We start from the raw sequence: 16,031 nt of genomic DNA on the forward strand, positions 1-16,031 counted from the left end.
ATACCAGTTCAGCTTCCCGCGGCCCTTGCCTGGCGGATGCGCTCCGCCTCCGCCTCGTGCTGCTTCGTCATGATGTTGCGCGCCGCGGAAAGCTTGCCGCCAAGCAGGGCCAGCGTGAAGTTGTTGCTGTCGAACTCGCGCAGCAGGTCGATCTCGCGCCGAGCCTCTTCGAGGTCTTTCCGGTTGATGGTGCGTTCGATCTCTTCCGAGGCGCGCACGAAGGATTCGCGCAGGGCCTCGTGGGCGGTCCCGTTTTCGGGCTCCAGCTGCAGCACGCTGAGGTAAAACTCGAACGCGTTGCTGCCGGCCGGCGCCACCAGCCGGCCGTCCCGCATCGCGTCGCGGGCCAGCCCGAGCAGGATGGCGCTGCCGCTCTGCGCATCGTCGGTCGATGCCTCGTTCACCTCGCCAGCCGACAACGCGGTGTCGTCGATCGTGGTATTTGCCACCTGGCCATGCCAGAAAATCGCGGCGGCCGCGACCAGCACCAGCAACGAGACAAGAACAAGCGCGTATCGATACGATACGGCGGAAAGAAAGCGGGACATGATACCTGCTACACAAGCGATGGCCGCGCGCTGGAGCTTCCGTCGTCGACGCGCTCCCGGCGGGTGGCGGTATCTTGGCGGCGCTTTGTTGCAGTCATGTGGCGCGGCGCTTCACGTCGTCGCCGTGGCCGCTTCCAGTCGCGCCAGCCACGCCAGCGCATGGGCGCGATCCGTACCGCACATCGCCGGTTCGGCACGCAGGCTGCTGCACACCGCCGGGCGCTCGGGCTGGCCGAAGATCGCGCAGCGATTGTCGTCGGTGAGCTGCACGCAGCGCACGCCGGCCGGCTTGCCGTGCGGCATGCCGGGGATCGGCGAGGAGATCGACGGCGCGATGCAGCAGGCGCCGCAACCGATGCGGCAAATCGCCGAACTCACGCGGCTTGCTGACGCAGGGACTGATAGACCGGTTCGGTCTCGGGGCGCCGGCCATGCCACAACTCGAACGCGTCGGCCGCGGTTTCCACCAGCATGCCGAGGCCGTCGACCGCATAGCGCGCGCGCGCCGCCTTCGCCCAGGCCAAGAAGCTGCCGGCGGCGGGGCCATAGGACAGGTCGTAGCACAGCGCACGCGCGCCGATCAGCGAAAACGGCAGTTGCAGCGCCACGCCCAGCACGCCGGCCGAGGTCGCGTTGACGATCAGGTCGTAGCTGCCGATATTGGCCAGGTCGTCCCAGTAGCGCGTGTGCGCACGCGCCGGGTCGCCGATCGCGTCGGCCAGCACGTCGGCCGCCTCGGGCGAACGGTTGACGATGGTCAGCGTTTCCACGCCGGCATCCAGCAGGTTCCACGCCACGCCATGCGCGGCGCCGCCCGCGCCCAGCAGCAGCGCGGTATGGCCGCGCAGGTCCAGGTCGTGGCGTTCGGTGATGTCGCGCACCACGCCCGCACCATCGGTGTTGTGCGCCGCCAGCTGGCCGTCAGGCAGCCGGGTCAGCACGTTCGCGCTGCCGGCGCGGGTGGCGGCCGCGCTGCGCTGGTCAGCCAGCGCGAAGGCGGCGGCCTTGTGCGGCAGGGTGACGTTGGCGCCGCGGCCGCCGGTGGCAAAAAACCGCCGCACTGCATCGGCGAAATCGGCTGGTGCCGCGTCGATCGCGCGGTATTCCAGTTCGATGCCGAACTGTTGCGCGAACGCCTGGTGGATGCGCGGTGACAGCGAATGACTGATCGGATGGCCGAATACGGCGAACTGGGCGATGGGCATGCGATTCCCCGCAGGATGTCTGGCAACCATTCTACAAGCCGGATTTTTGGGGAAGCGAAGTCGCAGGTGATGAGATGGCGTTCCGGCAACTTGCGGACAACCTGTCCGAGGAGAACTCCCATGCGCATGCCCGTCCTGCCCTCGCCGCGCCACCTGCGCCTGCTCGGCGCCGCCGTGCTCTGGTTGCTGGGCGGAACCTTGTTGCTTCTGAGCATGCTGGTGCCAGCTCATACGGAGCTGCTCGGCTGGACGCCGGCGTTCTGGCTGGGCGGTGCGCCACTGATGGTGGTGCTGGTGCTGGAGCCGACGCTGCCGCGGCAGGTGCTGGCATTGTGCCGACCGCAGCAACGCGCGATCCGCCGCGCCATTTGACGCTGGCGGATTGTCCGGCGGGTCCTTTGCAGGGTAGCTGGCGAGTCGGTATCTGCCTACGCATTTTTCGGGATTCCCGCAGCAGCTCCAGCGCTACCCTCGACGTTGGCGTTCAACGCCGCAGGGTGGCCCGACGTGGCCGGTATCCGGCACCGGCTCGGCGCCCGGATTTGACGGAGGAGAGGCGCAGATGGCGGGACCGCCCCATGCGAAGTCTGGTTTCCAGAAGTGGCAGGACACGATTCGTCGTGCCCGCTGCGATACGAAGTGGGCCGAATACGACGCCGACATCAGGAGAACCGTCGGGGAGTTCAACACACACCTGAAACCGAGCTCGGGCTACGTCCCGCTCGACTGGCGGTTGATCAAGGCCATGGCGTGGACGGAAACTGGCGCGGCGGCAAGCTTGTGGAAGTCGAACCCGATGCAGATCGGCATGTTCAATGATCCAGGGCTGGATCAGCTGCTGTCGGGAGCGCCGGCGTCGGGCCTGATTCTTCCGGCCTGGAAGCAGCCGCTGACCAGGAAGGACGTGCGCACGACGCCGCTTTACAACATTCGCGCGGGCGTGGGCTATCTGCTGCTGAAACTCGCAAGGTTCGAGGTGAAGGACGTGCTCGACAAGGACAACACGATCCACCAGCTGACCGTGAAAGCTGGCGACAGCTTCGACAAGCTGGCGCATGCGCACGGAAGCACGGTTGCGGTCATGCAGGCATTGAACCCCGGGGTGCGTGTGCTGCACCCAGGCCAGGTTCTGAAATATCAAAAGGCCTCCCGCCAAACGGTCATCACAGGGTGGCGGGCTGCCACCACGGCAAACGTCGCCATGTATTACAACGGCGGTGGTGACGCGGCCTACGCAAAAAAGCTGGATTTCGCCCTGTCGGTCATCCAGCAGGGGAACGTTCCGCCATGCCGGCCGTGATCCGACGCAGGATGGCCGTGCTGGCGGGCCTGATCCTGCTGGTCGGTTGCGCCAACGCGGGCGATGGCATGCTGACTGGCCAGTTCGAGGGAAGCGGCCGGCAATGTCGGGGCGTCCTGTTGGTGCAGGCCAAGATCATCGCGTGGCACACCCCGTTCGCAAGCTGTGCAAAAGCATCCTACGACGTTCTCGACCAGCCCGCCGTTGGCGGCGCGACGCGCAGGGTCTTCCTGTTGAAGCCGGGTTCCGCCTGCGCCTTCGCGGTGATTTCGCTGGAGCGGGATGCCGAACATCCGGAATACTGGAATGCCACGGGCTATCGTTCGCGCCAGGATTACGAAGACGGCAGCGACGACACGCTGCGTTGCAACCTCACCAGGAAGGAAATCGCGTCAGCGTCGTCCCGCTGACGAAGCGCGTCTGCCTGAACCCACCCGTTGCGCACGGAACATCGCGGGAACCGTCGAGGCGCCATCGGCCCCGACCCACCCTCTGCACGAGACGATCGTCCTGCGCTCAGCGCCTGTGAAGAAAGCCACTTCCTGTGGTTTTCTTCTATCGCGAGTCCGGTACACGCCCGGACTCGCTCACATGAAACAGTCACTTGCATGACTGCTTCATGCTCGGCCATCCATGGCCGACCTGAGAGGTTGAAAACTCACAACCTCTCAGCGCGCGCTGCCGCCCTGGCGCTTGCGCTCCATCCGGCGCAGGAACTCCTGCATGATGCGCGAGTACAACTCGTCGCCGAGATGGGCGTCCTCGACGCCGGCATCGATCGACGGATTGTCGTTGACCTCGATCACCACCGGCTTGCTGCCGACCTGCTTCAGGTCGACGCCGTAGAGGCCATCGCCGATCGGCTGGGTGGCCTTCAGCGCCAGCTTGACCACCTCGGCCGGCGCGTCCTTCACCGCAATCGTCTCGAAGCCGCCGGACTTCGCGGTGCCCTTGGCGCCGTGGTTGTAGATCTGCCAGTGGCCGCGCGACATGTAGTACTTGCAGGCGTACAGCGGCTCGCGGTTGAGCACGCCGATGCGCCAGTCGAATTCGGTATAGACGTATTCCTGCGCCAGCAGCAGCGCGCTGTGCTGGAACAGGCCGCTGGCCGCGGCGGCCAGCGCCGCCTCGTCCTCGACCTTGACCACGCCCCGCGAGAACGAGCCGTCGGGAATCTTCAGCACCAGCGGGAAGCCCAGCTTGGCGACGACTTCCTTCATGCCCTTGCTGTCGTCGCGGTAGAGAATTTCCGTACGAGGGACAGCGAGCTTGCGCGAGACCATCAGGTCGTTGAGGTAGATCTTGTTGGTACAGCGCAGGATCGAGCTGGGGTCGTCGATCACCACCATGCCTTCCTTCTCCGCGCGATGGGCGAAGCGGTAGGTGTGGTTGTCCGAGGCAGTGGTCTCGCGGATGAACAGACCGTCATATTCGGCCAGCCGCTGGTAGTCGTTCTTGCCGATCGGGTCGACCTCGATGCCGAGTTCCTTGCCCGCGTCGATGAAGGCCTTCAACGCCTTCTTGTTCGACGGCGGCATCTTTTCCTTGGGATCGACCAGCATCGCGAGGTCGTAGCGGAACTGCCGGCGTGCGCGTGGCTTGCGCCACAACTTGCGCGAGAAGCGGTCGAGCTCCTCGGCGAAGGCGTCTTCCTGGGCGTCATCCAGCGTGTGCAGGCCCACCGGCTTGATCGAGCTGACCTGCCACACGCGATCGCGTTCGAACTCGATGCGCAGCAGCGGGCAGGGGAACATTTCGAACACCTGCCGGGCAAGGTCCTGCAGCGCCGGGTAGGCGGTCTCGCCGAAGTAGACCAGGATGCCGAAGTCGGTGGTGTCGCGGCCGCCGGCGGGCAGGAAGTGGGTGAGCTTCTGGTTGAGGTCTTCGATGTCCAGGCCGTACAGCGAGCGCCGGCGCAGGTCGTTCACCGTGCGCACCGACGGCATCACCTTGTGTCCGCGCGCCTCGGCCAGCAGCGACACGTAATAACCGGTGCCCAGATATTTGTAACTGCGGCACAGGTTGATCACGTGGGTGCGTTCGTCGTCGCCGCCGACCGGCGTGCGCAGGTAGTCCATCGCGCTCATGACATCGACGGACGGGTAGTACGAGCCCCAGTCGGAGGCTTTTTCGACAACGATGACCAGACGGGTCATGACACCACTCAGGCGATGCGGCGACGGCGGACAGGCCTGCGTGGGCAGGGCGGTACGTGCAAGGCGCGCAGTTTGGCACAGCAACCACGCCGCACAAGGGCAGGCGCTGAAGCGTGACTAAACGGCACGACTGCACTGCGAGGCGCACCTTCGGGCCCGCCGGCTGCTAGAGTCCGCGCGTGCCGACCCATACTCCCCAACCATCATCCGACTACGCGCGCCGCGTCGTGGCGGAATCCGCCGACATGCTGCCCGTTCCCACCGGCACGCGCGTACGCCGCGCCGCCTCGTCCGACCTGGATGAGCTGGTCGCCCTGGAACAGCGTAGCTTCAGCAGCGACCGGCTCAGCCGCGCGCAGTATCGTCGCCACCTGGACAGCGACAGCGCCGTGGTCCTGGTCGCCACCGGCCATCCCCGGCCTCTGCTCGGCAGTGGCGTGCTGTTCTTCCGCAAGCGCAGCAGCGTGGGCCGGCTCTATTCGCTGGCGACCCGGCCCGAGGCACGCGGCCAGGGCGTCGGTGCGGCGTTGCTCGAAGCGGCGGTGAACGCCTGCCGGCACCGTGGCTGCCACGCGCTGCGACTGGAAGTGCGCACCGACAACGCCGCCGCGATCGGCCTGTACGAGCGCGCGGGATTCCGGCGCATCGGCCGCTACGAGCGCTACTACCAGGACGGCGCGGATGCGTGGCGCTACGAGAAATCGCTGGACTGAGCGCCAGCTCGTTCAGTCACCCAGTGGCTGCCCGATGCGCCGCTCGGTCGCTTCGTCCGGCCGCGCCACCAACGCGCCGGTGCGCATCAGGCTCACCGTGTAGTGACCCTGGTCAACCAGCGGCAGGAACGCGCCGCTGCCGTAGACCGTGTCCACTTCGGGCAGCCAGCGCGGGTACTGCTTCTTGAGGTCGAGCAGATCGAAGCCGCCGTTCTCGCCGAAGCCGATCACCGTGCGCGGTGCGTTCATTTCCTGCGCCGCATCGTCGTAGCGGCCGGACAGGCGGTCGAGCCGGTACAGCGGCGGCACGCCGGCCAGCAGGGCCGGCAGTTTCCATTTCAGCACCACCGCCTCGATGCGCCACTGGTCTCCCGCCAGTTGCACCTGGCGCGTGCTGCCGTCCGGCCAGTTGAGGGTGACGTCCCAGCGCTGCGGCGACAGGATCCGCGCGTCGATCTCCACCACCGGCGCCTCCTCGCCCAGCAGGCGGTAGCCGCGCAAGGCATAGCCGGCGCCGGCCAGCAGCAGGGTCAGCGCGAAGCAGGTCAGGCAGAGCAGCGCGCGCCAGCTGGCCGCCAGTCGACGACCACGCTGCAGGCGCTGACGCACGGCCACCAGTTGCACCAGGGTGACCAGTGCAAGCACGGCGGCCAGCACCAGCAGCATGGTCGTCGGCAAGCGCAGCAGGGTGGCCCAGTCCATCGTGTTCATCCTCGTCGCCGCGGCCGGCGACCTGCGTCGGCATGATAACCGGCGCCCGCGAAGCAGGGCGGCCGGCCTCGCTATACTGCGCGAATCCACAGGAAATCCCGCCATGTCCCGTACCCTTTCGCTGTTGGCCTGCTGCCTCGCCCTCGCCCTGCTTGCCGGCTGTGGCAACAAGGGCCCGCTGGTGCTGCCCAGCCATCCCGCCGCCGCTTCCACCGCGCCGGCCCCGGCAACGGTTGCATCGGCCAGCCAGCCGCGCTGAGCGGCGTGACCTGATGCGGCTGCACTTCTCCAAGATGCACGGCATCGGCAACGACTTCGTCGTGCTGGATTGCCGGCAGCACCCGTTTCCGCTGAGCCCGGAACAGATCCGTGCGCTGGGCGATCGCCATGTCGGCGTCGGTTTCGACCAGTTGCTGAGCGTCGAGCCCGCGCGCGATCCGTCCTGCGCGTTCTACTACGGCATCTGGAATGCCGATGGTTCGCCGTCGGGCCAGTGCGGCAACGGCGTGCGTTGCGTGGCGGCGTGGCTGCATCGCGCCGGCGCGCTGGCGCTCGGCGAGCAGGTGATGATCGAAAGTCCTTCGGGGCCGGTGACGGTACGCCTGCTGGACGCCCACGAGGTGACCGTGGACATGGGCGAACCACGCTTCGAACCCGGGCGCATTCCGCTGGTGGCCGAGGCAGGGACGGACCGCCACGAAATCCTCGTCGGTGAGCGCAAGGTCGAGTTCGGCGCCGTCTCGATGGGCAATCCCCACGCCGTGGTGAGCGTGGCCGATCTGGCCGACCCGGCGCTGGAGCAGCTCGGTCCGCTGCTGACCAGCCATCCGCGGTTTGCCGAAGGCACCAACGCCGGCTTCGTCCTGCAGCTGGACCGCACGCAGCTGCGCCTGCGCGTGCACGAACGCGGCGCCGGCTGGACGCGCGCCTGCGGCACCGGCGCCTGTGCCGCGATGGCGGTGCTGCACCAGCGCGGCGAGGTGGACGACTCGGTGAGCGTCGAACTGCCCGGCGGCAAGTTGCGGATCGATTGGGCCGGCCGCGGCCATCCGCTGTGGATGACCGGCCCGGCGGCCTTCGTGTTCGAGGGCGAATGGCCGGTTCCGGCGGTCGACGGCGACCGGGGCGGTTGAAGCGCGCCCCCGGTCCATCGCACACTCGCGCCAGGCGGCACGCATCCTGCGCGTGCCCCGGAACGGTTCGAGGAACTCCGCGCATGACCGCAACCCTGCTCGACGACGCCACCCAGGCCCGGGTGGTCGCCGCTTACCTGAAGCGCCATCCGGAGTTCCTCAGCGAGTATCCCGAGTTGGCGGCCAAGCTGACCATGCCGCGCCCCGAGGGCGCGGTGGCCTCGCTGGCGGTCTATCAACTGCAGAGCCTGCGCGACAAGAACGCGGAGCTGGAACGCCAGCTGGCCGAGCTGGTCGCCATCGCCGCCGAGAACGAAAAGCTGATGGAGCGTGTCCATGCGCTGACCGTGGCCCTGCTGCGGGCAAACACCATGGAAGTCACCGTGCGCACGGTCATCGCCAGGCTGTCCGCGGATTTCCACACCGAACAGGTGCGCCTGCTGCTGTTCGGCGACGAGCCCCAGCTGCCGCGCACCGACTGGATGCAGCAGATTCCCGAGGGCGCCAGCGCACTGCCTGAGTTCAGCGAGTTCCTGCACAAGAACGAACCCGTGTCCGGGCGGCTGGCGAGCGAAAAGCTCGTGCGCCTGTTCGGCGTCGATGCCCCGCAGATCCAGTCGGTGGCGATGATGCGGCTGGGCGACTGCGGCATCCTGGCCATCGGCAGCGCCGACCCGGACCGCTTCCAGCCAGGCATGGGCACGCTGTTCCTGAAGATGATCTCGGCCACCATCACCGCGGCGCTGGCGCGCTCACGGGACGTCTCCTGAGCCGGCGATGACGCCCGAACAACAGGTCGAACGCTGGCTCGGCCGCCTCGCCGAAGAACGCCACGCTTCGCCGCACACGATCGACGGCTACCGGCGCGACCTGGCCAAGCTGCTGCGCTTCATGCAGGCGCAACGACTGGCCTCGTTCGACGCGCTGGACGCGAACCGGATGCGCACCTTCATCGCCGGCGAACATCGCGACGGGCTGGCGCCGAAGAGCCTGCAACGCCTGCTGTCATCCTGCCGCAGCCTGTTCCGCCAGCTCACCCGCGAGGGCCAGCTGGCGAACGATCCGCTGCTGGGCGTGCGCGGCCCCAAGGTGCGTCGCAAGCTGCCCCAGGTGCTCGACGTCGACGAGGCCACCGCCCTGGTCGAGACCGACAGCGGCGGCCAGCTCGCCGTGCGCGACCGCGCGATGCTGGAACTGTTCTATTCCAGCGGCCTGCGCCTGTCCGAACTGGTCGGCCTGCGCTGGCTCGACCTCAACCTCGACGACGGCGAAGTGCGCGTGCTGGGCAAGGGCGGCAAGACCCGCATCGTGCCGGTCGGCCGTCACGCCGTGACGGCGCTGCGCACACTCGGCGCGGAGCAGGGCATGCCGGCCGACGGTCCGGTGTTCCGCGGCCGCGGCGGCGCACCGATCAACCCCCGCACGATCCAGCTGCGCATGAACAAGCTGGCGCTGCAGCAGGGCATCCCGAAACACATCCACCCGCACCTGCTGCGCCATACCTTCGCCAGCCACATGCTGGAATCCTCCGGCGACCTGCGCGCCGTGCAGGAGCTGCTCGGCCACGCCGACATCGCCACCACCCAGATCTACACCCATCTGGATTTCCAGCATCTGGCGAAGGTCTACGACGCGGCGCATCCGCGAGCACGGGTGAAGCGAAGGGCGAAAAGAGAGGAGTGAGTGGAGAGGAGTGAGGAATGAGAGAGAGCAGACCACGAGCCCGGCTTTCTCTCGCTTCTCCCTCCTCTTCACTCACTCCTGGCCCGCGCATTGAAGCCCGCCGCCCGCGGCCCCATCTCATCCGCTCAGACATCCTCTTGCGGAGCTCTCATGGAATCGTTCCACGCCACCACCATCGTCTGCGTGCGTCGCGAAGGCCGCGTCGTGATCGGCAGCGACGGCCAGGTCACGCTGGGCAACACAGTGATGAAGGGCAATGCGCGCAAGGTGCGCCGGCTGGGCAAGAGCGGCGAGGTGGTGGCCGGGTTCGCCGGCGCCACCGCCGATGCGTTCACCCTGTTCGAACTGTTCGAGCAGAAGCTGGAAAAGCACAACAACAACCTCACCCGTGCCGCGGTGGAGATGGCCAAGGAATGGCGCACCGACCGCCGCTTCGGCAAGCTCGAGGCGATGCTGGCGGTGGCCGACAAGGAAACCTCGCTGCTGATTTCCGGCAACGGCGACGTGGTCGAGCCCGAACACGGCCTGATCGCGATCGGCTCGGGTGGCCCGTTCGCCCAGTCCGCGGCGATGGCCCTGCTGGAAAACACCGAACTGGATGCCCGCAGCATCGTCGAGAAGGCGCTGAAGATCGCCGGCGACATCTGCATCTACACCAACCACAACGTGTCGATCGAAGAGCTGTGAATCGGGTATGGGGCATCGGGCATGGTCAGAGTACCCGCGCCCGGTAACCCAAGCCGTTCCGATTCCCGATTCCCTACTCCCCATTCCCGGCGAAGCCCCATGTCCGAACTGACCCCCCGCGAAATCGTCAACGAACTCGACCGCTACATCATCGGCCAGCACGACGCCAAGCGCGCCGTGGCGGTGGCACTGCGCAGCCGCTGGCGGCGCATGCAGTTGCCGGCCGAGATGCGCAACGAGATCACCCCCAAGAACATCCTGATGATCGGCCCCACCGGCGTGGGCAAGACCGAAATCGCGCGGCGCCTGGCCACGCTGGCCAATGCGCCGTTCGTGAAGGTCGAGGCGACCAAGTTCACCGAGGTGGGTTACGTGGGCAAGGATGTCGAGTCGATCATCCGTGACCTGGCCGACGGTGCCTACAAGCTGACCCGCGAGCAGGCAGTCAAGCGCGTGCGCTCGCAGGCCGAGGACCGCGCCGAGGATCGCATCCTCGACGCGCTGCTGCCGCGCCGGCAGTCCCAGCCCACCGACTGGAGCCACGACGCCACGCCCGAGCCCGCCATCGAAAGCGACACCCGCCAGAAGCTGCGCAAGCAGTTGCGCGAAGGCGTGCTGGACGAGCGCGAGATCGAGCTGGATTTCGCCATGAACGTGGGCGTGGAAATCATGTCGCCGCCGGGCATGGAGGAGATGGGCGCGCAGCTGCGCCAGATGTTCCAGAACATCGGCGGCGCCAAGACGCAGAGCCGCAAGCTGGCGATCAAGCTGGCGCGGCCGCTGCTGATCGACGAGGAAGCCGGCAAGCTGCTCAACGACGAGGAGATCCGCGCCCAGGCGATGGAAAACGCCGAGCAGAACGGCATCGTCTTCATCGACGAGATCGACAAGGTGGCCCAGCGCAGCGACCACGGCCACGCCGGGGTCAGCCGCGAGGGTGTGCAGCGCGACCTGCTGCCGCTGGTGGAAGGCTCCACCGTGTCGACCAAGTACGGCCCGATCAAGACTGACCACATGCTGTTCATCGCCTCTGGCGCGTTCTCGCTGGCCAAGCCGTCCGACCTGATCCCCGAGCTGCAGGGTCGGTTGCCGATCCGGGTCGAGCTGTCCGCGCTTTCGGTGGACGACTTCAAGCGCATCCTGCGCGAACCGCACAACGCGCTGACCAAGCAGTACGTGGCCCTGCTGGGCACCGAAGGGGTGGGCATCGAATTCACCGATGCCGGCATCGACCGGCTGGCCGAGGTGGCCTTCCAGGTGAACGAGCGCACCGAGAACATCGGCGCCCGCCGGCTGCACACCGTGATGGAACGGCTGCTGGAGAAGATTTCCTTCGAGGCCGCGGACAAATCCGGCGAAAAATACCTGATCGACGCCGAACATGTAGACAAAAACCTCGGAAGCCTGGTCCAGAACGAAGACCTCAGCCGCTACATCCTCTAGCTTTGGGGTACTAACAAGCCGCTCAGGCGGCTCTGCTAAAATGGACGCCGTGAATAACGTTATCGAATTGAAAGGCACCGGCCAGCGCGCTCAGTTGCGCGAGGCGCAGCAGAACCAGACCCTGATCCGGTTGTGGCGCGAAGGGCTGGAGCACGGCAGCTTCTGCGGTTACGTGGGTGGCGTCGGGCGCGAGTTCTTCCTGCTGTGGGTGGTCGGCGACGGCATCACCTACGACGGCATGTACGTGATGCGTCACCGCGACATCTCCGAACTGGAGGCGCCGGACAAGCACCACGTGTTCTTCGCCAAGGCACTGGCCCTGAAACACATCCAGCCGCGCCCGCCGCGCGGCTTCCCGCTGGACAACATCCGCGAAGTGATCCAGGCCGCCGGCGCCCAGGCGCCGGTGATCGGCGTGCACGTGGACAGCGAGGACGAGTCCGAGGTCTGCTATATCGGCCGGCTGGTCGACGTCGAGGAAGACGGCTTCACCATGCAGGAGTTGAGTCCCGACGCGGAATGGATGCGCGAGCCCTCGTTCTTCAGCTGGGACGAAGTCTCCACCGTCAGCATCGAGGATGCCTACGCGCAGTCCCTGCTGGCCGTGGCCGGCCCCGCCCCCGACCTGCTGCCCGGCGGCGACACCGGCATCGGCCGCGTTCCGTCCCCCTGAGCTTTGAGCTCCCTCCCCTGCAACGCAGGGGAGGGCTGGGGAGGGGTTGCTCTTCGCCCCCGCCCAAGCCCGCCCCAGCGCCCGCAGCAGCTAAGCTCTCCCCTCCACCGTGAAACCTGCGCAAGGGGCTAGAGGCATGACACGCATCGTCGTCGTCGGCAGCATCAACATGGATTTGGTCACCCAGGCGCCGCGCTTCGTCGGCCCGGGCGAGACCATCCTGGGCGAACGCTTCCTCACCGTGCCCGGCGGCAAGGGCGCCAACCAGGCGGTGGCCGCCGCGCGGCTGGGCGCCGAAGTGGCCCTGGTCGGCGCACTCGGTCGCGACGCCTTCGGCGACCAGCTGCACGCGGGACTCACCATCGAACACATCGACCTGACCCATGTGGCGCGCCTCGCCGACTACGCCAGCGGCACCGCCTCGATCACCGTCGCCGACGGCGAAAACCAGATCATCGTGGTGCCCGCCGCCAATGCGCACGTCACGTCCGCCCAGGTCGAAGCGGCGCGCTCGCTGATCGAACGCGCCGATGCGGTGCTGGTGCAGATGGAGATCCCCCTGGAAACCGTCGAAGCCACCGTGCGCCTGGGTCACCGTCTCGGCGTGCCGGTGATCCTCAACCCCGCGCCCGCGCAACAGCTTCCCGTCGACTGGCTGAAGCTGGCCCGCTACGTCACGCCGAACCAGCACGAGCTGGCGATCCTGCTCGGTGCCGATCCCGGCGAAGACTTCAGGGCGCTGATGCAACGCGCCCCATGCCCGGTCGTGCTCACCCGCGGCGGCGAAGGCGCGTGGTATCGCGAGCAGGGCGAACCGCTGCACCAAGCCGGCTTCAAGGTCGACGTGGTCGACAGCACCGGCGCGGGCGACACCTTCAACGCGGCATTGGCGGTGTTCCTGAAAGAAGGCCTGCCCGCCGCGGTGCGCAAGGCCTGCGCCGCCGCCGCGCTGTCGGTGACCAAGCTGGGCGCGCAGGGTGGCATGCCGCGGCTGCAGGAGCTGGACACACTGGCGGGCTGAACCACGCGCCGACCCGTCGGCGCGCTGCGACACCGAAGCGCTTCCGCGCCCTGCGTCGTTGGCCAGAACCCGCCGCATGCGCCAGAATTCGCGCCGAGGCCATGGACGGCAACGTTGCCGCCGTGGCATGACACAGGGGTCCGCATGTCCGGCTTCAAGCTCTTCCAGCGCGTCTCCAAGGCGCCCACCAATCCGCGTGCCGTGCCGGCCGCGACACGCGAGTTCGATGTCGCCAGCCTGTACGAGGGACCGCTGGATGCTGGCGAGGAGACCGCCGCCACGGCGCTCCCGCTCGACGAAAAGCTGCGCCAGGCCTACTTCTGGATCGTCAACAACGCGGTGATCAGTCCGCACTACGACATCGAGTACAACGACGGCGCCGCCGCGGCGTTCACCATCGGCGACAGCAAGCGCACGCTGAACCTGCCCTCGGCGCAAAGCTATTCCAGCTTCATCCTGCTGCCGCTGCTGACCTTCGCCACCCGCCGCAAATGCCTGTTCGTGGGCGGCCCTGGCCGCGGCAAGACTGCCAGCGCGATCCTGATGGGCGTGCTGGCCGGCTATTCGGTCAAGGACGTGCGCCGCGCGATGCAGCACGGCCACCCGCAGATGACCCTGGCCGACCTGCTCGGCAATCCGCTGCCGGCCGACCTGGCCGGCGCGCAGAGCATGGAGGACATCCGCATCGCCTGGCGCAGCTGGCTGGGCATGCGGGTGAAGATCATCGACGAATACAACCGCATCCCCACCCGCACCCAGAGCGCCCTGCTCACGGTGATGGGCGACAACTACGCGGAGATGCTCAACCACGTCTACGAGTGCCCGGAATCGGCCTGGTACCTCACCGCCAACGACGACCAGGGCGGCGGCACCTACCAGGTGATCGAGGCGCTGCGCGATCGCATCGACGTGATCGTGCAGGCGCTGTCGTTCAACCCGCGCTTCCTCGACGAGCTGCTGCTGCGCATCGAATCCGGCGTGCGGCCGGAGGAGATGGTGCCGCCGGAGATCGTCTTCAGCGCCGCCGACATCGACGCGGCCGGCAAGCAGGTGCTGGCGGTGACGGTGCCGGAAGAACTGCGCCGGCGACTGGAGTTCTTCAGCAGCCAGTTCGAGCTGATGGAAACCGCGGGCAGCCAGTTCGAGTACATGACCAAGGACACCGCGCGGCTGTCCGGCGCGGAATGGCACCAGCTCACCGCCGCCGACAACGGTCGCGACCGGCTCAAGGACCTCGGCTGCCAGACCCGCAACGGCCTGTCGGTGCGCAACCTGATGACCTTGCTGATGTACGCCAAGGCGATGGCGTGGTTCCGCGGCAACCCGGCGATCGAGCTGGAGGACCTGCGCCAGGTGCTGCCGTTCGTGCTGCACGACAAGCTGCAGCCCGACCTCGACGCGCCGTTCTTCGCGCTGCCCGAGCACGCCGCGTTCCGCAGCGATCGGCTGAGCTGGCTGCGCCACCTGTTCGACCTCTCCAACGCCGAATACGACCGGCTGGACCTGGACCGCAACGACCCGGTCGGCGAGCTGTCCGCCGAATTTGCCAAGGGCCTGGATGGACTGGGCGAGCGCGAGACGCGGGCGCGGCTGTCGAAGATCGAGCACCTGGTGGAACAGCGCGCCGCCGGCCGCAAGCTCTACGGCCCCTTGTACGACGACCTGCTGAAACTGAAGTACCTGCACCAGCGCTACACCAACTACCTGAACTGGCTGCGGGCTTCCTGATGGCCGTCAGCGCACCGCTGGCCCGCGCACTCGCGGCCGGCCGCAGCCGCTTCAATGCGCGCGCGGCTGAAGTTCGCCACCGCCATCCCGGGTTCGACGACGCGGCCTTCGCCGGCTTCGTCGGCAGCGCGCTCGATCGCGTGGTACAGGCCGTCGATGCGGTCGCGCCCGAACGCGTCCATGCGGTGGCGATCGCCGGCTACGACATGGCGCTCGATCTGGTGGCGCAAGGCCTGGCCGGCCCCGGCGCGCGCCAGCCGTGGGTCGATCAGGTGTGGCTGGAACTGGCGCCGCGCCACGCCGGCCTGCTCGCCGCGCAACCGCAGGCGGTGCTCGGCGCGCTGGGCAATGCGGTCATCCAGCTGGGACAGTGGCCGCAGGTGCGCGTGGCCGACTGGCTGCAATGGATGACCGCGCTGGCCGGCGAGGTGGCCGAGCTGACGCAACTGCGCGCGCTCGGCCAGCTGCTGGCCTGGCGTGCCGGCATGGCGCACTACCGACGCGGTGCGCTGACCGCCGCGAACATCCTGCCGCCCGCACTGGCGCTGGCCGCGCTGGACGCCGACCCGGCCAGCGACTGGCCCGCGCTGCGCGACGCGCTGCTGGCCGATCCCTGGCACGGCGCGCAGCAGGTGCCGACAAGCGGCGTGCAGATCGGCGCCTTCAGCGGCTTCGGCGGCCACTTCGCGCAACCGCCGGAACTGCGCGCCGCCGACGAAGGCTTCATGGTGCGCAGCGCGGATCGCCACCGGCTGCTGCTCGCCGACCGCCACGGCGCCGTGCTGCTACCGGCCAGCGCGGCGGAATTCGAGGCGGCATCGACGAGCCAGGTGACCGCGCCGCTACAACATGTCGCCGCGCTGGGCTGGCCACGCGACTCGCTGCTCGCGGTGGCCGACGCGCACACGCTGGCGCTGAGCTCGCCCTGCACCCACGCGATCGCGCTGTTCCCGCGCCCATGAAACCGAAAATCACGCACACGGCCTTCGTAGGGCGGGCACTGCCCGCCGCTCTTCGCCGCGACGCACGG

19 protein-coding genes are annotated in these 16,031 nt (G+C 67.8%); 14 read left to right on the forward strand and 5 right to left on the reverse strand.

Annotation, left to right across the window (positions count from 1 at the left end):
* Positions 1-8: 8 nt before the first annotated feature.
* The 3 genes from ASD55_RS00220 to aroE all read right to left on the reverse strand — a co-directional run bounded on the left by ASD55_RS00220 (position 9) and on the right by aroE (position 1,753).
* Positions 9-548 carry a hypothetical protein gene (locus tag ASD55_RS00220; RefSeq protein WP_056762812.1) on the reverse strand — a complete coding sequence of 180 codons (540 nt, stop codon included), beginning with the start codon at positions 546-548 and terminating at the stop codon, positions 9-11.
* 111 nt (positions 549-659) lie between these two features.
* Positions 660-926: a YkgJ family cysteine cluster protein gene (locus ASD55_RS00225; RefSeq protein WP_056762813.1), complete on the reverse strand. Its 267-nt coding sequence runs from the start codon at positions 924-926 to the stop codon at positions 660-662.
* Positions 923-1,753, reverse strand: a complete 831-nt coding sequence (gene aroE / locus ASD55_RS00230) for a shikimate dehydrogenase (RefSeq protein ID WP_056762815.1) — start codon at positions 1,751-1,753, stop codon at positions 923-925. The genes ASD55_RS00225 and aroE overlap by 4 nt, the downstream gene beginning before the upstream one ends.
* 120 nt (positions 1,754-1,873) lie before the next feature.
* On the opposite strand from aroE, the gene ASD55_RS00235 reads away from it, so the two are divergent.
* The 3 genes from ASD55_RS00235 (at position 1,874) to ASD55_RS00245 (ending at position 3,463) form a co-directional block, all read left to right on the forward strand.
* Complete coding sequence (locus tag ASD55_RS00235) at positions 1,874-2,125, forward strand: hypothetical protein (RefSeq protein WP_056762819.1); 252 nt, start codon at positions 1,874-1,876, stop codon at positions 2,123-2,125.
* A gap of 190 nt (positions 2,126-2,315) precedes the next feature.
* Positions 2,316-3,053, forward strand: coding sequence for a LysM domain-containing protein (locus tag ASD55_RS00240; RefSeq protein WP_056762822.1), 738 nt, complete (start codon positions 2,316-2,318; stop codon positions 3,051-3,053).
* Between the two features lie 11 nt (positions 3,054-3,064).
* Entirely contained in the window at positions 3,065-3,463 is a 399-nt protein-coding gene (locus tag ASD55_RS00245; protein WP_157598707.1) for a hypothetical protein, read from the forward strand.
* A gap of 258 nt (positions 3,464-3,721) precedes the next feature.
* Here ASD55_RS00245 and ASD55_RS00250 read toward each other — a convergent pair whose 3' ends face one another.
* Positions 3,722-5,209 carry a RimK family protein gene (locus ASD55_RS00250; protein ID WP_056762826.1) on the reverse strand — a complete coding sequence of 496 codons (1,488 nt, stop codon included), beginning with the start codon at positions 5,207-5,209 and terminating at the stop codon, positions 3,722-3,724.
* A 245-nt stretch (positions 5,210-5,454) separates the two neighbouring features.
* Here ASD55_RS00250 and ASD55_RS00255 point away from each other — a divergent pair, with 245 nt between their 5' ends.
* Positions 5,455-5,922, forward strand: a complete 468-nt coding sequence (locus ASD55_RS00255) for an N-acetyltransferase (protein WP_200946041.1) — start codon at positions 5,455-5,457, stop codon at positions 5,920-5,922.
* A gap of 12 nt (positions 5,923-5,934) precedes the next feature.
* Here the strand turns inward: ASD55_RS00255 and ASD55_RS00260 are convergent, their stop codons facing one another.
* Positions 5,935-6,624: a hypothetical protein gene (locus ASD55_RS00260; RefSeq protein ID WP_056764365.1), complete on the reverse strand. Its 690-nt coding sequence runs from the start codon at positions 6,622-6,624 to the stop codon at positions 5,935-5,937.
* Positions 6,625-6,736: 112 nt separating this feature from the next.
* Here ASD55_RS00260 and ASD55_RS18215 point away from each other — a divergent pair, with 112 nt between their 5' ends.
* From ASD55_RS18215 to ASD55_RS00305, 10 genes are all read left to right on the forward strand, one after another.
* On the forward strand, positions 6,737-6,892 hold the full coding sequence (locus ASD55_RS18215; RefSeq protein WP_157598709.1) for a lipoprotein: 156 nt from the start codon (positions 6,737-6,739) through the stop codon (positions 6,890-6,892).
* Between the two features lie 13 nt (positions 6,893-6,905).
* Positions 6,906-7,766, forward strand: coding sequence for a diaminopimelate epimerase (dapF, locus tag ASD55_RS00265; protein WP_056762832.1), 861 nt, complete (start codon positions 6,906-6,908; stop codon positions 7,764-7,766).
* Positions 7,767-7,849: 83 nt separating this feature from the next.
* Positions 7,850-8,536: a DUF484 family protein gene (locus ASD55_RS00270; protein ID WP_056762835.1), complete on the forward strand. Its 687-nt coding sequence runs from the start codon at positions 7,850-7,852 to the stop codon at positions 8,534-8,536.
* Between the two features lie 7 nt (positions 8,537-8,543).
* On the forward strand, positions 8,544-9,449 hold the full coding sequence (gene xerC / locus ASD55_RS00275; protein ID WP_056762838.1) for a tyrosine recombinase XerC: 906 nt from the start codon (positions 8,544-8,546) through the stop codon (positions 9,447-9,449).
* Between the two features lie 150 nt (positions 9,450-9,599).
* Positions 9,600-10,136, forward strand: coding sequence for an ATP-dependent protease subunit HslV (gene hslV / locus ASD55_RS00280; protein ID WP_056762840.1), 537 nt, complete (start codon positions 9,600-9,602; stop codon positions 10,134-10,136).
* Between the two features lie 99 nt (positions 10,137-10,235).
* Complete coding sequence (hslU, locus tag ASD55_RS00285) at positions 10,236-11,579, forward strand: ATP-dependent protease ATPase subunit HslU (RefSeq protein WP_056762842.1); 1,344 nt, start codon at positions 10,236-10,238, stop codon at positions 11,577-11,579.
* A gap of 40 nt (positions 11,580-11,619) precedes the next feature.
* Complete coding sequence (locus tag ASD55_RS00290; protein WP_200946042.1) at positions 11,620-12,252, forward strand: hypothetical protein; 633 nt, start codon at positions 11,620-11,622, stop codon at positions 12,250-12,252.
* Positions 12,253-12,388: 136 nt separating this feature from the next.
* Complete coding sequence (gene rbsK, locus ASD55_RS00295) at positions 12,389-13,273, forward strand: ribokinase (protein WP_056762845.1); 885 nt, start codon at positions 12,389-12,391, stop codon at positions 13,271-13,273.
* Between the two features lie 144 nt (positions 13,274-13,417).
* A complete protein-coding gene (locus tag ASD55_RS00300) occupies positions 13,418-15,001 on the forward strand; it encodes an AAA family ATPase (RefSeq protein ID WP_056762848.1) in 1,584 nt (527 codons plus the stop codon).
* Positions 15,001-15,963: a hypothetical protein gene (locus ASD55_RS00305; RefSeq protein ID WP_056762849.1), complete on the forward strand. Its 963-nt coding sequence runs from the start codon at positions 15,001-15,003 to the stop codon at positions 15,961-15,963. Before ASD55_RS00300 ends, ASD55_RS00305 begins: the two co-directional genes overlap by 1 nt.
* The last annotated feature ends 68 nt before the right edge of the window (positions 15,964-16,031 follow it).

Origin of the sequence: Rhodanobacter sp. Root561 (genome assembly GCF_001427365.1) — a bacterium.
Lineage (GTDB): Bacteria > Pseudomonadota > Gammaproteobacteria > Xanthomonadales > Rhodanobacteraceae > Rhodanobacter.

Bases quoted from the DNA above. Each gene is read 5' to 3' on its own strand.
- ASD55_RS00220 (WP_056762812.1), bottom strand. From the start codon at position 548: ATGTCCCGCTTTCTTTCCGCCGTATCGTATCGATACGCGCTTGTTCTT.
- aroE (WP_056762815.1), bottom strand. From the start codon at position 1,753: ATGCCCATCGCCCAGTTCGCCGTATTCGGCCATCCGATCAGTCATTCG.
- ASD55_RS00235 (WP_056762819.1), top strand. From the start codon at position 1,874: ATGCGCATGCCCGTCCTGCCCTCGCCGCGCCACCTGCGCCTGCTCGGC.
- ASD55_RS00240 (WP_056762822.1), top strand. From the start codon at position 2,316: ATGGCGGGACCGCCCCATGCGAAGTCTGGTTTCCAGAAGTGGCAGGAC.
- ASD55_RS00245 (WP_157598707.1), top strand. From the start codon at position 3,065: ATGGCCGTGCTGGCGGGCCTGATCCTGCTGGTCGGTTGCGCCAACGCG.
- ASD55_RS00250 (WP_056762826.1), bottom strand. From the start codon at position 5,209: ATGACCCGTCTGGTCATCGTTGTCGAAAAAGCCTCCGACTGGGGCTCG.
- ASD55_RS00255 (WP_200946041.1), top strand. From the start codon at position 5,455: ATGCTGCCCGTTCCCACCGGCACGCGCGTACGCCGCGCCGCCTCGTCC.
- ASD55_RS00260 (WP_056764365.1), bottom strand. From the start codon at position 6,624: ATGGACTGGGCCACCCTGCTGCGCTTGCCGACGACCATGCTGCTGGTG.
- ASD55_RS18215 (WP_157598709.1), top strand. From the start codon at position 6,737: ATGTCCCGTACCCTTTCGCTGTTGGCCTGCTGCCTCGCCCTCGCCCTG.
- dapF (WP_056762832.1), top strand. From the start codon at position 6,906: ATGCGGCTGCACTTCTCCAAGATGCACGGCATCGGCAACGACTTCGTC.
- ASD55_RS00270 (WP_056762835.1), top strand. From the start codon at position 7,850: ATGACCGCAACCCTGCTCGACGACGCCACCCAGGCCCGGGTGGTCGCC.
- xerC (WP_056762838.1), top strand. From the start codon at position 8,544: ATGACGCCCGAACAACAGGTCGAACGCTGGCTCGGCCGCCTCGCCGAA.
- hslV (WP_056762840.1), top strand. From the start codon at position 9,600: ATGGAATCGTTCCACGCCACCACCATCGTCTGCGTGCGTCGCGAAGGC.
- hslU (WP_056762842.1), top strand. From the start codon at position 10,236: ATGTCCGAACTGACCCCCCGCGAAATCGTCAACGAACTCGACCGCTAC.
- ASD55_RS00290 (WP_200946042.1), top strand. From the start codon at position 11,620: ATGGACGCCGTGAATAACGTTATCGAATTGAAAGGCACCGGCCAGCGC.
- rbsK (WP_056762845.1), top strand. From the start codon at position 12,389: ATGACACGCATCGTCGTCGTCGGCAGCATCAACATGGATTTGGTCACC.
- ASD55_RS00300 (WP_056762848.1), top strand. From the start codon at position 13,418: ATGTCCGGCTTCAAGCTCTTCCAGCGCGTCTCCAAGGCGCCCACCAAT.
- ASD55_RS00305 (WP_056762849.1), top strand. From the start codon at position 15,001: ATGGCCGTCAGCGCACCGCTGGCCCGCGCACTCGCGGCCGGCCGCAGC.